11 protein-coding genes are annotated in these 17872 nt (G+C 31.0%); all 11 read left to right on the forward strand.

What is annotated here, in order from left to right; genetic code table 11:
• Positions 1–11 precede the first annotated feature (11 nt).
• The 11 genes from pgsA (at position 12) to ftsY (ending at position 17861) form a co-directional block, all read left to right on the forward strand.
• On the forward strand, positions 12–551 hold the full coding sequence (gene pgsA, locus RR561_RS03255; RefSeq protein WP_332505998.1) for a CDP-diacylglycerol--glycerol-3-phosphate 3-phosphatidyltransferase: 540 nt from the start codon (positions 12–14) through the stop codon (positions 549–551).
• Positions 552–872: 321 nt separating this feature from the next.
• Positions 873–1961, forward strand: a complete 1089-nt coding sequence (gene recA / locus RR561_RS03260) for a recombinase RecA (protein ID WP_332505999.1) — start codon at positions 873–875, stop codon at positions 1959–1961.
• 347 nt (positions 1962–2308) lie between these two features.
• Entirely contained in the window at positions 2309–3847 is a 1539-nt protein-coding gene (gene rny, locus RR561_RS03265; RefSeq protein WP_442952298.1) for a ribonuclease Y, read from the forward strand.
• A gap of 171 nt (positions 3848–4018) precedes the next feature.
• Positions 4019–4717, forward strand: a complete 699-nt coding sequence (locus RR561_RS03270; RefSeq protein ID WP_332506001.1) for an MBL fold metallo-hydrolase — start codon at positions 4019–4021, stop codon at positions 4715–4717.
• A 367-nt stretch (positions 4718–5084) separates the two neighbouring features.
• Entirely contained in the window at positions 5085–9395 is a 4311-nt protein-coding gene (locus RR561_RS03275) for a PolC-type DNA polymerase III (protein WP_332506002.1), read from the forward strand.
• Between the two features lie 12 nt (positions 9396–9407).
• A complete protein-coding gene (locus RR561_RS03280) occupies positions 9408–10277 on the forward strand; it encodes a DMT family transporter (RefSeq protein WP_332506003.1) in 870 nt (289 codons plus the stop codon).
• 248 nt (positions 10278–10525) lie between these two features.
• A complete protein-coding gene (efp, locus tag RR561_RS03285) occupies positions 10526–11086 on the forward strand; it encodes an elongation factor P (RefSeq protein WP_106776458.1) in 561 nt (186 codons plus the stop codon).
• A 158-nt stretch (positions 11087–11244) separates the two neighbouring features.
• Entirely contained in the window at positions 11245–11955 is a 711-nt protein-coding gene (gene rnc, locus RR561_RS03290) for a ribonuclease III (protein WP_332506004.1), read from the forward strand.
• Between the two features lie 2 nt (positions 11956–11957).
• Positions 11958–13025 (forward strand): elongator complex protein 3, encoded by a 1068-nt coding sequence (locus RR561_RS03295; RefSeq protein ID WP_334309586.1) that lies wholly within the window; start codon positions 11958–11960, stop codon positions 13023–13025.
• A gap of 15 nt (positions 13026–13040) precedes the next feature.
• On the forward strand, positions 13041–16592 hold the full coding sequence (gene smc / locus RR561_RS03300; RefSeq protein ID WP_332506006.1) for a chromosome segregation protein SMC: 3552 nt from the start codon (positions 13041–13043) through the stop codon (positions 16590–16592).
• A gap of 9 nt (positions 16593–16601) precedes the next feature.
• Entirely contained in the window at positions 16602–17861 is a 1260-nt protein-coding gene (gene ftsY / locus RR561_RS03305) for a signal recognition particle-docking protein FtsY (protein ID WP_332506007.1), read from the forward strand.
• The last annotated feature ends 11 nt before the right edge of the window (positions 17862–17872 follow it).

Below are 17872 nucleotides of genomic sequence, written 5' to 3' on the forward strand. Positions count from 1 at the left end.
GAGGGATTATAATGAATCTACCTAACAAACTAACAGTTTTTAGAATGTGCATGGTGCCGTTATTTGTATTATTTATGTATTTACCAATACCTGGAAAGTATTTGATCTCGTTAATAATATTTGCCGTAGCAGCTGTAACGGATGCCTTGGATGGAAATATCGCGAGAAAATATAATTTAGTTACTGATTTTGGTAAATTTATGGATCCGCTAGCAGATAAACTATTAGTAATAGCAGCTCTTATCTGCCTTATAGAGGTGAGATTGGTTCCTGGATGGATAGTTCTTATAATTGTAGCAAGAGAGCTTGCAGTAAGTATTATGAGGGCTATAGCAGCGGCTGATGGGAAAGTAATAGCAGCTGGTGGAAGTGGTAAACTTAAGACTATTGTACAGATGGTCTCTATAGTATTTTTACTTTTTGGAGCACACATAGACTCTTCAATTGTATTAACTATAGGAACAGTACTAATATATATTGCAGCAATCCTTACTGTATATTCAGGATATGAATATTTTGCGAATAACAAATCATTATTTGAGGATAGATAGACATATTTGAGGGGCTATTATATAAGCACATAAAACCGGTAAAGCATTGTATGTTTTACCGGAAATTTATGGATTTTAAATTAATCTTGAATTTTAAATTATTTGTAGGCAAATATATAGAAAATAATTTGAAAGTTTATAAGAAATACAAGTGATTTTAAAGATAATTTGACTATATAACAATAGTATAAGTATTGCTTGATTGAAAAAATAAAAATTATTAAATAAAAAGAACAAATGTTCTTGACTAAGAAGGAAGTAATAGGTATAATATTTTATATGATGAATGTGAGTTTGTAGAACATAAGAAAGGATAATATTATGACAATAGATAAAAATAAAATGGATGCTTTAAATGAGGCGTTGGGTAAGATTGAAAAAGAATACGGAAAAGGTTCAGTAATGAAATTGGGAGAAACTACTTCTCTAGAAATAGATGCAATATCAACGGGTTCAATAGGACTTGATATAGCTTCAGGAATAGGTGGTTTACCTAGAGGAAGAATAATAGAAGTATATGGTCCAGAATCTTCTGGTAAGACAACTGTTGCTCTTCACTGTATAGCAGAAGCTCAGAAAAAAGATGGAATAGCAGCATTTATAGATGCAGAACATGCACTAGATCCAGTATATGCAAGAGCTCTTGGAGTAGATGTTGACAATCTTGTAATTTCTCAACCAGATACAGGGGAACAGGCACTAGATATTGCAGAATCATTGATTAGATCAGGTGCTATTGATATATTGGTAGTTGACTCTGTTGCAGCTCTAGTTCCAAAAGCAGAAATAGAAGGCGATATGGGAGATTCTCATATAGGTTTACAGGCAAGACTTATGTCTCAGGCTCTTAGAAAATTGACAGGTTCTATAAAAAAATCAAATTGTGTTGTTATATTTATCAATCAGCTAAGAGAAAAAGTTGGTGTAATGTTTGGTAATCCAGAGACTACAACTGGTGGTAGAGCATTGAAGTTCTTCTCAAGTATGAGAATTGAAGTAAGAAGAATAGATAGTATCAAGCAAGGAGACAAAATGCTTGGTAGTAGAACTAGAGTTAAGATAGTTAAAAATAAGGTTGCCCCTCCATTTAAGCAGGTTGAGTTTGACATTATGTATGGAACTGGAATATCAAAGACAGGAGATCTACTTGATGTGGCTGCGGGGATAGATGTAATCAAAAAAGCAGGTGCATGGTATAGCTATAATGATGAAAAAATGGGACAAGGTAGAGAAAATTCAAAGAGATTCCTAGAAGAAAATGAAGATATAGCTAGAGAAATAGATGCAAAAGTAAGAGAGTATTATGGCTTAGAATTTGATCCAACTGCAACTATAAATGTGAGTGAATCTAAAGAAGAAAAATCAGTACAGTCAAGTGACTCTAAAAAAGAAGATAAGAAGGAAGCTTAAGAGCTAGTCACTTATATATAGAAAAACATAAATCAAAAAATAATATATTATTTTATGGTGTGGAGTAGAAAATTCTTTCTTTTCCACACTATTTTTTATATTTAAAAATTAATATTTTAAGGCTCAAAATAGTTCATATGTGAACCTTTTCCAACGTTTTTTATTTATCATTATATTTATATTCAATTGACATAAGCACTAAAAAATAATAAAATAAACATATAGGATTGACCTATACTTTTAATTTGTGACTTTTTAATAAAAAGCTAGAGCATTTTTACTTTTAAAATGCTTTCAAAAAAGAATTAGAACATTGAAAACAGAATAATACAAAGGAGGTGGACACAATTATAGTATATATTATATTAACGGCAGTAATTGCTATAGTATTAGGACTATTAATTGGTTATGTTATCAGAAAAAATATCTCTGAAGCAAAGTTGGGACAGGCTGAAAGTCTTTCAAAAGAAATAATTGAAAAAGCCAACAGAGATTCTGAAACAGTGAAGAAAGAAAAACTTCTTGAAGCGAAAGAAGAAATTCATAGATTACGTACTGAGGGAGAGAAAGAAAACAAGGAAAGAAGAAACGAAGTACAGAAATATGAAAAGAGAGTTTTGCAAAAAGAGGAAAATTTAGATAGAAAGGTTCAATCTTTGGAACAGAAAGAAAATTCTTTATCAAAGAAAAATGAAGCGGTATCTAAGAAGGAAAAAGAAATAGAGGAAATTAAGGAAAGACAACTTCAAAAGTTGGAGAGTATTTCTGGATTTACTACAGAAGAAGCGAAGGATATAATTCTTTCCAATGCTGAAAGAGATGTCAGAAGAGAAATGTCTCTTATGATTAAGGAAAAGGAATCACAGGCAAAGGAAGAAGCTGATAAGAGAGCTAAGGAAATTATAGGATATGCTATTCAAAAGTGTTCAGCAGATCACGTAGCAGAGACAACAGTCTCAGTAGTCAATCTACCTAACGATGAAATGAAGGGTAGAATAATCGGTAGAGAAGGTAGAAATATCAGAGCTTTAGAAACATTAACAGGTATTGATTTAATAATAGACGATACTCCTGAAGCTGTAATATTATCTGGATTTGATCCAATAAGAAGAGAAGTAGCTAGAATAGCACTTGAAAACCTAATCAGTGATGGTAGAATACATCCAGCAAGAATAGAAGAAATGGTTGAAAAGGCTAAAAAGGAAGTTCAGGATATTATTAAAGAAGCTGGTGAACAGGCAATGTTTGACACTGGCGTACATGGATTACATCCAGAGTTAGTTAAACTACTTGGTAGGTTAAAGTATAGAACTAGTTATGGACAAAATGTACTAAAGCACTCTATAGAGGTATCTATATTAGCAGGAATCATGGCCGAAGAAATCGGTGCTGATGTAAAGCTAGCCAAAAGAGCTGGTCTTGTTCATGATATAGGTAAGGCAGTGGATCATGAAATAGAAGGAACACATATTGAAATCGGAATGGACTTATTGAAGAAGTACAAAGAATCAAAGGATGTTATACATGCTATGAGTACTCACCATGGAGATTATGAACCTCAAACAGTAGAAGCAGTGCTTGTAACTGCTGCAGATGCTATTTCAGCTGCTAGACCAGGAGCTAGAAGAGAAACTCTAGAAGCCTACATTAAGAGACTTGAAAAGTTAGAAGAAATTACAAACTCTTATGAAGGTGTAGAGAAATCATTTGCAATTCAGGCAGGTAGAGAAGTAAGAATTATGGTTAAGCCAGAAGAAATAAATGATGAAGAAATACATCTATTAGCACGTGATGTGACTAGGAGAATTGAAGATGAACTCGATTATCCAGGTCAGATCAAGGTCAGCATAATAAGAGAAACTAGAGCAACTGACTATGCAAAATAGATAGAAAATATATAAAATTTAATATGATTTTATTTAGCCCCAAAAGTTATTAATTAGCTTTTGGGGCTTTTTAATATTAATATGTTTGTCACCTTTTAAGAATGGGAAACTATAATATATAGGAAAAATTTTAAGAATTATAAAGATATTGTAATTGAGATGGAGGAAAAGATGATTTTAAAGTACATATATCACAGTGGTTTTCTTTTAGAGTTGGAAAATTGTTCATTTATATTTGATTATTACAAAGGAGATATTCCTGAAATAAGAAAAGATAAAAAGTTGTATGTGTTTAGTACGCATGCACATAAAGATCATTACAATGAGAAGATTTTTGATATTTTTGGATCTTATAAAGACGTTGAATTTATACTTTCAGATGATATAGAGGTAAAAAATCCAGAGTTTAGAAAAAGAGCAAAGTTTATTTCTATAAATTCAAATTACACTATTGATAAACTGAATATTGAAACTTTTGAAAGTACTGATGAGGGCATAGCAATTATGATCGAAGTAGATGGTAAGACTATATATCATAGTGGAGATTTAAATTGGTGGACTTGGTTAGGATTTGAGAGTGAAGAAGAGTATCAAAGTATGACAGATAAATTTAAAAAAGAAATCGATAAGATGAAAAATAAAAAAATAGATTTGGCTATGATGGTTCTAGATAGTAGGCAGGGAGAGAGATTTGATTGGGGAATGAAATATTTTCTAGAAAATACAAATACAAGCTATGTTGCTCCTATGCATTGCTGGGATAAGTTTGAAGTAATAGATAAATTCAAAGAAAAACACCCTCAGTTAGCATCAAAGACTAAGATTATATATACTAATAAAATAGGAAGAGAAGGATATATAATAGATTAATATTTTGAGAACTTGCTAAAAAATAAATATTGCTAAGATTGAAAAATACTAAAAGAAATACAAAAAATAAATTTTGTATTTTTATATTTTAAAAACACCTGTATATAATAAAAGATAGAGGTGTTTTTAAATTTAAGTTAAAAGTTTAGATGTCAATTTAAATCATTAACTTGAAAAAAATATGAAGATTACTAGAAAAATTACTGAAAAGGTATTATACTAATTACTAGATGTGTAAAATTTAAAAATATTAATAAAGCCTTGTGCTAGTAAATATATAATTAAAATAATGTTTAGCAGAAAATTTATAAATTGCAATATAATAATATGCTCTAAAACAGAGTATATAAATTGGAGAGGAGGATGTATGGAAAATTTTGTTGAATTTTTGGAATCAATAGAGATAACAAAAGAAAATTTAATTAGAGGATTTGAAGAAGTTGAAATAGAAAAAACTATTTATAAGAAAAGATCTGCAAAATGCTCTTTTTATATAAAATCAAAGTCTATATTACTGCATAGTAGATTGGACAATATATGGCAAGAAATGGAAAATAAACTATGCCCTCCTCTTGGATCAGTGAAATTGATATTGAGAGTAGAAGGATTAGAAAAGAAAACTTTAAAAAGTATAATGAAAAAATATTGGCCGAATATTTTTTATATGATAAAGATGGAGTGTCCTTCAGTTTTGGCATATGGAAAAGATTTGGAACATCTTTGCATGGATGATATCTTAAAAATAAAAGCTCCAAATTCTTTTATATACAATAGACTTTTAGATAAAAAAATAGATGAAAAAATAGAGAACATGATTTTAGAAGAATTGGGAATAGAGGTAAATGTATTTCTCGAAAAGGCAAAAAGTAACATCCATGATAAAAATGAGATTGAAAAAATCATAAAAAAACAAGAATCAGAAGTTCAAAAAATTATATCTAGATTAGAAATTAAAAATGAAGAAGATAAAAATACAAATGAAGAAGAAAAGTATGTAGTAGAGTTTGAAAAAGATCCCGATGTAATATATGGTGAAGATGCTAATGCTTTTCATAAGGATATAAAAAATATAGATGAAAATACAAACACAGTATCAGTAACAGGAAAAGTTTTTACTGTGGAGTCAAAAGAATTAAAAAATGGAAAAACTCTTTATAGTATATTCATAACTGATTATAGCTCTGCACTATGCTGTAAGGTTTATTTAAATGATATGAATAAAGAATCTGTAATAAGCCAAACTAAGGTCGGAAGTTATTTAAAAATCAAAGGTGATATATTGAAAAATTATTATACTGGAGATATAGAAATGAATATTACTGGTATAAAAAAAGAAAAAGAAACTAAGAAAAAAGATACTTCGAAAGAGAAAAGAGTAGAGTTGCATGCTCATACTCAAATGTCTGCTATGGACTCTGTAGTGCCTGTAAAAGAGCTGGTTAATACAGCGTTGGATTGGGGACACCCTGCGATTGCAATTACGGATCACGGTGTTGTACAAGGCTTTCCAGATGCTATGAATGCATCAAAGGGCAAGGATATAAAAATACTTTATGGTGTGGAAGCATATTTAGTGGACGATAGCCAAGACATTATACAAAATGCAAATGATGGTGATTTTAATCAAAGATTTGTCGTGTTTGATATAGAAACTACAGGCCTATCTCCAATTAACGATAATATCACAGAAATTGGTGCAGTTCTTGTTGAGGGTGGAACAATAAAAGATCAATTTAGCACATTTGTAAATCCTCAAATGGATATACCATATAAAATTCAAGAGCTGACTGGAATAACTAATGAAATGGTAGATGATGCACCCTCAGTAGAGGAGGCACTTGAAAAATTTATGGAGTTTGCAAAAGATTCTATAATGGTAGCTCATAATGCGGATTTTGATACTGGATTTATATCTGAAAAATGTGCTTTGGCAGGAATAGAATACTCTCATGAGAAAATAGATACACTAATGCTATCAAGAGTACTACTCACTAATATCAAAAGATTTACTTTGGATAAGGTGTCTAAGGAGCTGGGAATCAGTCTAAAAGGTCACCATAGAGCTGTAAATGATGCGGCTGCAACAGCAGAGATTTTCATGAAATTTTTGGAAAGATTTAAAAAAGATGGAGCAGAAAAATTATCAGATGTAAATAAAATTTATGGCAAAGTAGATTATACTAAGTTAAGACCGACACATGCTACCATATATGCCAAAAATCAGACTGGATTAAAACATCTATATGAGTTAATCTCTGACTCTCACATAGAGCACTTTTATAAAAATCCCAGAATATTAAAAAGTATTCTTTTAGAAAAAAAGGAAGGACTAATAATAGGAAGTGCGTGCTCAAGTGGAGAACTTTATAATGCAATTCAAAGAAATAAAAGTGAAAAAGAAATAGAAAAAATATTAGAATTATATGATTTCATAGAAATTATGCCTCTTGAAAATAACAATTATATGATATTAAATGGAGAGGTAAAAGATGAAGATGAGCTCAAAAGGATAAATATGAAATTGCTAGATCTAGGAGAAAAATATAATAAACCAGTAGTCGCTACTGGGGATGTCCACACAATGGAATCCTATCAAAAAATATATAGGAATATATTGAGATATTCTCAAGGATTTAATTTTGTCGATTCGGGTGAATGCCTAAACTTTAGAACTACTGAAGAGATGCTTTTGGAGTTTGATTATCTTGGTGAGGATAAAGCCTATGAAGTAGTTGTAACAAATACAAATAAAGTGGCAGATATGTTTGAAGAAGTTCTGCCTATACCAGATGAAACCTATCCTCCAGTGATTGAGGGTTCAGAAGATGAACTAAGAAGAATGTGTTTTGAAAAAGCTTATAGAATATATGGTGATCCACTTCCAGATTTAGTAAAGGCGAGGTTGGAAAGGGAGCTTAACTCTATAATAGGAAATGGATATGCAGTGATGTATATAATAGCAAATAAGCTAGTTGCAAAGTCAATGTCAGACGGCTATCTAGTGGGATCAAGAGGTTCTGTTGGATCATCTTTTGCTGCTACTATGAGTGATATTACAGAGGTTAATCCACTTCCAGCTCACTACATATGTCCAAATCCAGACTGTAAACACAGTATATTTTTTGGAGTTGGTGAGATAGGTTCTGGTGTGGATCTAGATCCTAAGGACTGTCCGAAGTGTAACACACCTATGATAAGGGATGGACATGATATCCCATTTGAAGTATTTTTGGGATTTGAAGGTGACAAAGAGCCAGACATAGACCTGAACTTCTCGGGAATCTATCAGCCTGTTATTCATAAGTATACAGAAGAATTATTCGGTGAGGGTTATACTTATAGAGCTGGAACGATCGGTACAGTAAAAGAAAAAACAGCTTTTGGACATGTTAAAAAATATTCTGATGAAAATAATTTGGATTATACTTCAGCAGAAAAATCTTGGCTATCCCTTGGATGCAGCGGTGTCAAAAGGACTTCAGGTCAGCACCCAGGAGGGGTAATGGTAATACCAGATTACAAAGATGTACATGATTTTACGCCAATACAATATCCTGCAAATGACAAAGAATCTGGAGTGAAAACCACTCATTTTGACTATCATTCAATAAGTGGTAGAATTCTAAAGCTAGATATACTGGGACATGATGGTCCTACTATAATAAGAATGCTTGAAGATATGACAGGAATAAAAATAACAGATATACCCTTAGATGATAAGGAAACAATGTCACTTTTCACATCAACTGAAGCTCTTGGTGTTACTGAAGAAGAAATAGATACACCAGTAGGAAGTCTTGCTGTGCCAGAGTTTGGAACGAAATTTACTAGACAAATGCTTATAGATACACAGCCTACAACATTTGCAGAGCTTGTAAGAATCTCTGGACTTTCCCATGGTACAGATGTTTGGGTCAATAATGCACAAGATCTTGTTAGAGGAAAAGTTGTTGGACTAAAAGAAGTAATATCGACAAGAGACGATATAATGAATTATTTGATATTTAGCGGATTGAAACCTAAGATGGCATTTACAATTATGGAAAATGTAAGAAAAGGTAGAGGTTTAAAGCCTGAATTTGAAAAAGCTATGATAGATAATAATGTTCCAGATTGGTATATTAATTCTTGTAAAAAAATAAAATATATGTTTCCTAAGGCACATGCCGTTGCATATGTTATGACCTCATTTAGAATAGCTTATTGTAAGGTGAACTACCCAGAAGCATTTTATGCTACATATTTTACAACGAAGGTTGACGATTTTGATATAGAATTGGTTACAAAGGGAATCGATGTAGTAAAAGAAAGAATGGAAGAAATTAGAGAACTTGGAAATGAAGCAACTACCAAAGAAAATAGTCAATATACTATTTTGGAAGTTGTAGTTGAGATGTATGCTAGGGGAATAGAGTTTATGAAAGTTGATTTGTATAACTCTCATGCTTCAGAGTTTCACATAGCAGAGAAAGGAAAGATTTTGCCTCCTATGGTATCACTTCAAGGTATGGGACAAAATGCCGCGGAAAGTATAGTTGAGGCACGTAAAGATGGAGAGTTTTTATCAAAAGAAGACCTTTTAAAAAGAACTAAAATATCAAAAACTGTGGTTGAAAAACTTACGGAACACGGGACACTTAAAAATATGAGTGAGAAAAATCAAATATCATTTTTTTAAAGGAGAAAAATTATGAGTAAAAAAGTAAAAATTAATTTATTAAGCATAGGGACGGTGTTTTTCTGGTCCTTGGCATTTCCTTTTTCAAAGGTCGCTATGCAACATTTTTCTCCATATGCGCTGGGATTTTTGAGAGTTTGTATAGCTTCAGTAACATTATTGATTATAGGAAAGTTTGCTGGAAATAGACTTCCAAAAGTTAAGGACTTAGGATGGTTATTTCTAGCTGGGGCTTGTGGATTTGGTATTTATCTGTTTGCATTTAATAGAGGAATTCAGACATTAAGTTCCGCATCTTCAAGTATAGTAATTGCACTTACACCAGTAATGACAGCCGTAGCTGCACATTATTTATATGGAGAAAGAATAAATAAACTAGGATGGCTAATGCTATTTACAGCATTTTCTGGAGTTGTGATAATGATGCTTTGGGACGGTGCCTTATCTATTAATACAGGCATGTTATGGACTTTAGGTGCAGCAGTAGTATTTTGTGCCTATAATATCTTGAATAGAAAGCTATCAACTATGGGATATAAAGCCATAGAAATAGTAACCTATAGTATGATTTCAGCTATAATTGTTTTATCTCCATTTTCAGTTCAAGGTGCGAGAGAAATAATGAGTGCAAGCCCTAAATATATTGCAGTGTTACTAATGTTGGGAGTATTAAGCAGCGCTCTTGCATATTATCTTTGGAGTCTTGCACTAAGCATGACAGAAAAAACTAGCGATGTTACAAACTATAGTTTTTTGACTCCATTTGTAGCAACATTAATGGGATCAATAGTATTAGATGAAGTACCTGGCATGGGTACAATTATCGGTGGGATTGTGATAATAGCTAGTATTATTGTATTTAGCAAAAAAGGGAAAATATAATTAATTAAAATAATTAATTATAACTATTAAAATTATGTTTTTATTCGTATTATTAATATGAATTATAAAAAAAATGAAAATAACAATAATAATAATTAGTAAAAACATATTAAACTAAAAAATAGTAATTGATTTTTAAGTATTATTAAGCAATCTTAAGCAATATATAGACAAATCAATGGTTTACGTGATATAATTAGTTGGATAACTATTAATATAATATATAATAATAAATTGGAGGAATTGAAATGATAACAGCAAGTGATTTTAGAAAAGGCGTTACTTTTGAAAAAGATGGTCAGCCTTGTCTAGTAGTTGACTTCCAGCATGTTAAGCCTGGAAAAGGTGCTGCGTTTGTAAGAACAAAGTACAAGAATTTAATTACAGGAGCTACAAGAGAAGAAGCTTTTAACCCAAGTGATAAATTCCCAAAGGCTAATATAGAAACTAAGCAGATGCAGTATTTATACAATGATGGTGAATTATACTACTTTATGGACCAAGAAACTTTTGATCAAATACCTCTAAACTATGAGCAGGTAGAAGATGCAATAAAGTTCCTTAAGGAAAATGAAGTTGCAACAATAAGATTTCATCAGGGAATGCCATTCCAGGTAGAAGGTCCAAACTTTGTTGAACTAGAAGTGGTAGAAACTGAACCAGGAATCAAGGGTGATACAGCAAGTAATGTTACAAAGGCTGCTACAGTTGAAACAGGTGCAGTAGTGCAGGTACCATTATTTATTAACGTTGGTGACAAGGTTAAGATAGATACAAGAACAAGTGAATATCTATCTAGAGTAAACTAGTTGAAAAATAAAAATACCTGTTCATGCTACAGGTATTTTTATTTTTTAGAACGTAGATATATAATCATATAAATATAACAAATATAGTGGGAGAAAAGAAAATCTTTTCTTCCTGCTTACTATTAAGAACAATTAATTTAAATTAAGGAGTGGTGGCCATGGCATCATTTGAGGATGCAATTAATCGAAATATCGATGAATTTGAGAAAAAAATAGGATATAATTTTAAAAATAGAGAGTATATACAAATAGCACTTACACATTCTTCTTTTGCAAACGAGCATAAGCAGTTTAAGTACAATGAAAGATTAGAGTTTTTGGGAGATTCAGTGCTTGGATTAGTAGTAAGCGATTATTTATTTAATGAAAGAAAAGACTTGCCAGAAGGTAAGTTGACTAAATTGAGAGCCAATGTAGTTTGTGAAGAATCTCTTAGCAGAGTGGCTAAAAAATTAGATGTTGGTAATTTCCTTTTCTTAGGAAAAGGTGAAAAAATTTGCGGTGGAAGAGACAGAGATTCCATACTTGCAGATGCAACAGAAGCTATAATAGCAGCAATATATCTAGATGGTGGTATTGAATGTGCTAAAAACTTTATATTGTTTAACCTAAGGGATGTAATATCTAATACAGTAGATGGAAATATCTTCAGAGACTATAAGACAATTTTACAAGAAATTATACAAAAGAAAAATGGTAAACTTTCATATAGACTTGTAGAGGAAAATGGGCCTGATCACAATAAAGAGTTTGAAATGATTGTAAAAAGTGGTCATACAATTTTAGGTCAGGGTAGAGGAAGAAATAAAAAAGAAGCAGAAAAAGAAGCAGCAAAAAATGCACTAATAAATATGGGAGAAAGTATATAATGATAAAGAAAAAGATAATACCTATCTTTGTGCCACATCAAGGATGTCCTCATGATTGTATATTTTGTAATCAGCAAAAAATCACAGGTGTTTCTACGGATATGACTGGTGAAAAGGCAAGAGAGATTATAGAAGAAAGTCTAAAGACTATAGATATGGATGCAGAGATAGAGATTGCATTTTTCGGAGGAAGTTTTACAGCAATTGATAAGGACAAGCAAATAGAGCTTCTTTCAGTAGCTAAAGAATATAAAGATAAAAAAATAGTCAAGGATATAAGAATGTCAACTAGACCTGATTGTATAGACGAAGAAGAACTCACTCTTATAAAAAAATATGGAGCTACTATAATAGAACTTGGAGTGCAATCTATGGATGAAGATGTTCTTTTGGAAAGTTTGAGAGGACATAAGTCAGATGTTGTAGTAGAGAGTTCAAGACTTATAAAAGAATTTGGATTTACATTAGGGCTTCAGATGATGGTTGGTCTTCCAACTGACTCTGAAGAAAAATGTATTTTTACAGCCAGAGAATTTATAAAAATAAAACCAAGTTTCGTTAGAATATATCCAACATTAGTAATCAAAGAAACGGGTCTTGAAACGGCATATAATGAGGGATACTATAAGGCATTTAAGCTAGATGAATGTATAGATATAGTAAAGAAACTTATAGTACTATATACTGTAAATGATATAAAAATTATAAGAGTAGGACTACAGGCTACAGATGATATTCAACTAGGAATAGATGTGCTTGCAGGTCCGTATCACCCTGCTTTTAGAGAGCTTGTAGACTCAAGGATGATAAGGGACTATTTGGAGGCGACAATTCCAAAAAGCTTTGAAGAACTAACAATATATTCTTCAAACTCACATATTTCTACAATTGTAGGAAATAAAAGATCTAATAGAATATTTATTAATGATAATTACAAGGCAAAATTTAAAACAAAAACTGATAACAGCTTGAAAGATAAGATGTCAATAGAAGTAGATGGAAAAATAATTGATGAAATTTCCTTCAGAGATATGATTTCAAAGCTAGAAAAAATATATAGCCTGTGTTAATCGAAAGGAGATAGAATGTATTTAAAAAAGCTATCATTAAAAGGCTTTAAATCTTTTCCAGTAAAAACAGACATATTCTTTGAAGAAGGTATTACTGCTATAGTAGGTCCTAATGGTAGTGGAAAGAGTAATATTTCGGACGCTATCAGATGGGTGCTTGGAGAGCAAAGCGTGAAGAGTCTTCGTGGCGAAAAAATGGAGGATGTAATATTTTCTGGAACAGATTCTAAAAAGCAATTAAATTACTGTGAAGTGGCTCTTACTTTAGACAATCAATTAGGAGAAATCGATATTGATTCAGATGAGTTAGTTGTAAAAAGAAGGGCATACAGAACTGGAGAATCAGAATACTATATTGATGGGAAAAGTTGTAGACTAAAAGATGTTAAAGAGACATTGATGGATACGGGCATAGGAAAAGACGGCTATTCAATAATAGAACAAGGAAAAGTTGATGAAATTTTGAGCAATAACCCTGCAAATAGAAGAAAGATATTCGATGAAGCATGTGGTATTGCTAAGTATAGATATAGAAAAAATGAAGCAGAAAAAAATCTAACTAAAAGTAGTGAAAATCTTGCAAGGATAGTTGATATTTTTACAGAGATAGAAAACCAACTAGAACCGTTACAAAAACAGGAAGAAAAAGCTAAAAAATATTTAACTCTTAGTGAAGAACTTAAAAAACAAGAATTAAATGATATTATAGCTCAACACAGTGACTATGAAAACACAATAAATGATTTGACATTTGAAGTAAATGAAATAGATAAAGTGTTGGAAAATCAAGATAGAGAAAAAGAAAAACTAGAAATAGAAATAAGTGAGTTTGAAAAGGATATTCGGGCAATAGAGATTCATATTGAAGAATTAAATAAGCAAGCTTTTGATATTAATGATTCTGTAAATATGAATAAATCAGACTCGGAAATTACACTTGAAAAAATAAAAAATTATACAAATAATATAGATAGAAATATTGATGAAGTTGATATTATAAATAAAAAAATCTTGCTCGCTAAAAAAGAATTAGAAAAAGCAAACAACAAGGCTAATGAAAATTCATATATTATTGAGGACTTTGAAAAAGAATTAGATAGTATTTATGAAAAAAAACGAGCATCAGAACTTAAACTAAACAAACTAAATTCTGAACTTGAAGAAAATAAAACTTTATCTATAACATTTTTAAGAAAAAGAGAAGAAATTTCAAATAATTTAGCTAAAGTATCTGCTAATATAGAGAATATCAACTCTAAAATACTAGATTTACAGTCAAATATAGAAAACTATGAGGAAGAATCAAATACCATAGAGTGTGACATGAAAGAAAAGCTAACTAGAGAGTCAAAACTAAAAGAAGATCTGTCAAACTGTATGGAAGAATTGCTATTGTATAAAGAAAAAATTCTTAGAATTAGTGAAGAAATCGATATATGCAATAAAGAGTACCAAAAAATAAATATAGAAATAGGCTCTTTGAAGGCTAAACAAGCCACATATATAGATATGGAAAATCACCATGAGGGATTTAATAAGGGTGTTCGTGAAATACTTAAAAGTAAGGAAATATCAGGAATACATGGTGCATTTGGAGAATTGATTAAGCTAGATGAAAAATATGAAAAGGCAATTGAAGCATCTTTAGGTGCAGCTATTCAAAATGTAGTAGTCAAAGATGAATCCATAGCAAAGCAGTCTATAGATTATTTGAAAAAAAATAATTTAGGAAGAGTTACATTTTTGCCTATGAGTATTATGAAAGGCACAAAATTTGATATATCTTCAATGAAATCAAGTGTTAGACCAATAGGTGTAGCATCAGATTTGATTAGATTTGATGAACAATATAGAGGAATAGTGGATAGCTTATTGGGCAGGGTTGTAGTTATTGATAGTATAGATAACGCTATAATATTCGCAAAAGATACGAATCATAGATATAGAGTAGTTACTTTAGATGGTGATATATTAAATCCAGGAGGTTCAATGACTGGAGGAAGTCTTAGAAGTAGTGGAAATATACTGTCTAGAAAAAGAATAATTAATGAACTTGAAGAAAATATAAAGAAATCAAGTAATAATTTAAAGGAAACAAAATTATCTATTGATGAAAAAATAAAAATGAAAGAAGAGTTAAAAAATAAAAGAAACTTGCTTCTGGAATCTAAGAACAGGATTGAGGGAGAAAAGATTTCTTTAGAGACTCAAATAAAAATGATAGAAACTTCTTTGGAAAAAAGAGTTAAGACTATAGAAATTAGCAAGGATAAGCTGTCTACTGCTAATAAAGAGTTGTCTAAAAATAAAGAGATATGCAACTCTTACCAAGATAAATTGGATACCCTTTCAGAAGAAAATAATACTAACAACTCAAATATAGAAAGTCTTGCTATAAATCAAAAACAACAAAGTTTGGAGTTTGAGGAAATAGTAAAAATCTTTAATGATAAAAATATTGAGTTAGCCAGATTAAAACAGCTTTTTGAAAATAATATATTAGAGTTAGAAAGAATAAAATCTGATATAGAAATATCTCAAAAAAGGGAACTTGAAATCAAAGAAAATATAGAAATTAGCAAGTCTGAAATAGAAGCTCTAAAAACACTGGCTGAAAAATATAAGTCAGAATATGAAAAAGAAAAAAGCAAGTATGAAGAAATCTCTAAAATGATAGAAAGTAAAAAAGAAGACAGACAAATTTTAAAAGAAAAATTTGAAGATAAAAAATCTGTTCTTAGAAATAAAGAAAGAGATAGTATAGAAAGCAAAGAAGAAAAGTTTAAACTTGATTCTAAGATGGAGAGAAATAAAAGTAGTAGAGATAATCTTCTTTCAAATTTATTTGATAAGTATGAAATGACTCTAGTACAGGCCCTAGAGTTTAGGGATCCATCTATTAAAATTGATCATAAGCGAATTGAGAAGCTAAGAAAAGCTATTAAAGAACTAGGAAATGTAAATATAGATTCTATAAAAGAATACGAAGAGGTGAAACTTCGCCACGACTATTATAGGGATCAAAAAAATGATCTAGAAGAGGCTATAATTTCTTTGAATGAACTAATTGATGATTTAGTAGAAAATATGGAAAAAGAATTCCTAGAGAAATTCGAGATTATTAATGAAAACTTTAAAAATGTCTATCAAAAATTATTTGGCGGGGGCAAGGCAGATTTAAAACTTTCTGATAAAGAAAATGTTTTAAGTTGTGATATTGATATAACAGCTCAACCTCCAGGCAAGAAGATGAAGAATCTTTCACTTTTATCAGGTGGAGAAAAAGCTTTAACTGCAATATGTATATTATTTGCAATATTAATATCAAAGCCAACTCCATTTTGTATTTTAGATGAAATTGAGGCTCCATTAGATGATGTCAATGTATATAGATTTGGAGAGTATCTAAAGGAACTTAGCTCATCTACACAGTTTATAGCAGTTACTCACAGGAGAGGAACTATGGAGGTAGCTGATTATATATATGGTATAACTATGCAAGAAAAGGGAGTTTCATCCGTGATTAGCCTAAAACTAAAAGAAGCTGCTGAAATTATTGATAAATAGGAGGGCTATATGTTTAAATTTTGGAAAAAAGATAAAAAAGATGAATTAGATCCAGAAGAAATGGATAAGTTGGAAGAAGTGTCTTTAGATTCTGAAAAAGCGGTATCAAATGAAGATATTAATGCTGGAAAAAAACTCGATGAAAAAGAGTTAGAGATCAGTAGTGAAAAGATTTTTGATGAAGAAGAAGCAACTGTTAAGAAAGCTCAAGAGGGTGAAGTTGAATCCTTAGATGAGAATATTGAGGAAGTTGAATCTAAAAAAGTTGAATCTGAGCATGCTGAATCTAAAGAAGTGAATATAGAAGTAAATGGTGTTTCAAAAGAGGCTTTGGAAAACCAAGGAAATGAAAAACCAAAGGGAATATTTTCTAGATTACTGGAAGGTCTTTCAAAGACAAAAGATAATATTACTGGAAGAATTGATAGTATATTAAACTCTTATACAAAAATAGATGAAGATTTATTAGAAGAATTAGAAGAAATATTGATAACTGCAGATGTTGGTGTAAATACTACAATGCTTATAATTGATCAGTTAAGAGATATGATCAAGGAAAGAGGAGTAAAGGATCCAATGCAGGTAAGAGGTCTTTTAAAGGAAATAGTAGAAAATATTCTTAGTGAAGGTAATTCTAAGCTTGATATAGAACCTGCACCAGCAGTTATTGTAATGGTGGGTGTAAATGGTGTAGGAAAAACTACGACTATAGGTAAGTTAGCTCAAAGATATAAAGATGATGGTAAAAAGGTAATGTTGGCAGCTGCAGATACATTTAGAGCAGCAGCTTCAGAGCAATTAGAGATTTGGGCAAATAGAGTAGGTGTAGATATTATTAAGCATGGTGAAGGTGCGGATCCTGGCGCAGTGGTATTTGATGCTATAAAGGCTTCACAGGCAAGAGGGGTAGATTTACTTATATGTGATACTGCAGGAAGGTTACATAATAAGGCAAATCTTATGAATGAACTAGGAAAAATATTTAAAATAATAGAAAGAGAATTTCCACAAGCTAAAAAAGAAATACTTTTAGTTGTCGATGCTACTACTGGTCAAAATGCAGTTTCTCAAGCAAAAACATTTAAAGAAGTAGCAAATATTACTGGGATTGCACTGACTAAATTAGACGGAACAGCAAAGGGTGGAGTAGTGCTAGCTGTTAAATCTGAAGTAGATGTTCCTGTAAAATTAATAGGTGTTGGAGAGAGTGTAGAGGACCTTCAAGACTTTGATGCTAAGGCATTTACAGAAGCTTTATTTGGTCAGTAGATCTGTAAGGT

The organism is Peptostreptococcus sp. (assembly GCF_036639115.1).
Taxonomy (GTDB): Bacteria; Bacillota; Clostridia; order Peptostreptococcales; family Peptostreptococcaceae; genus Peptostreptococcus.

Bases quoted from the DNA above. Each gene is read 5' to 3' on its own strand.
- pgsA (WP_332505998.1), top strand. From the start codon at position 12: ATGAATCTACCTAACAAACTAACAGTTTTTAGAATGTGCATGGTGCCG.
- recA (WP_332505999.1), top strand. From the start codon at position 873: ATGACAATAGATAAAAATAAAATGGATGCTTTAAATGAGGCGTTGGGT.
- RR561_RS03270 (WP_332506001.1), top strand. From the start codon at position 4,019: ATGATTTTAAAGTACATATATCACAGTGGTTTTCTTTTAGAGTTGGAA.
- RR561_RS03275 (WP_332506002.1), top strand. From the start codon at position 5,085: ATGGAAAATTTTGTTGAATTTTTGGAATCAATAGAGATAACAAAAGAA.
- RR561_RS03280 (WP_332506003.1), top strand. From the start codon at position 9,408: ATGAGTAAAAAAGTAAAAATTAATTTATTAAGCATAGGGACGGTGTTT.
- efp (WP_106776458.1), top strand. From the start codon at position 10,526: ATGATAACAGCAAGTGATTTTAGAAAAGGCGTTACTTTTGAAAAAGAT.
- rnc (WP_332506004.1), top strand. From the start codon at position 11,245: ATGGCATCATTTGAGGATGCAATTAATCGAAATATCGATGAATTTGAG.
- smc (WP_332506006.1), top strand. From the start codon at position 13,041: ATGTATTTAAAAAAGCTATCATTAAAAGGCTTTAAATCTTTTCCAGTA.
- ftsY (WP_332506007.1), top strand. From the start codon at position 16,602: ATGTTTAAATTTTGGAAAAAAGATAAAAAAGATGAATTAGATCCAGAA.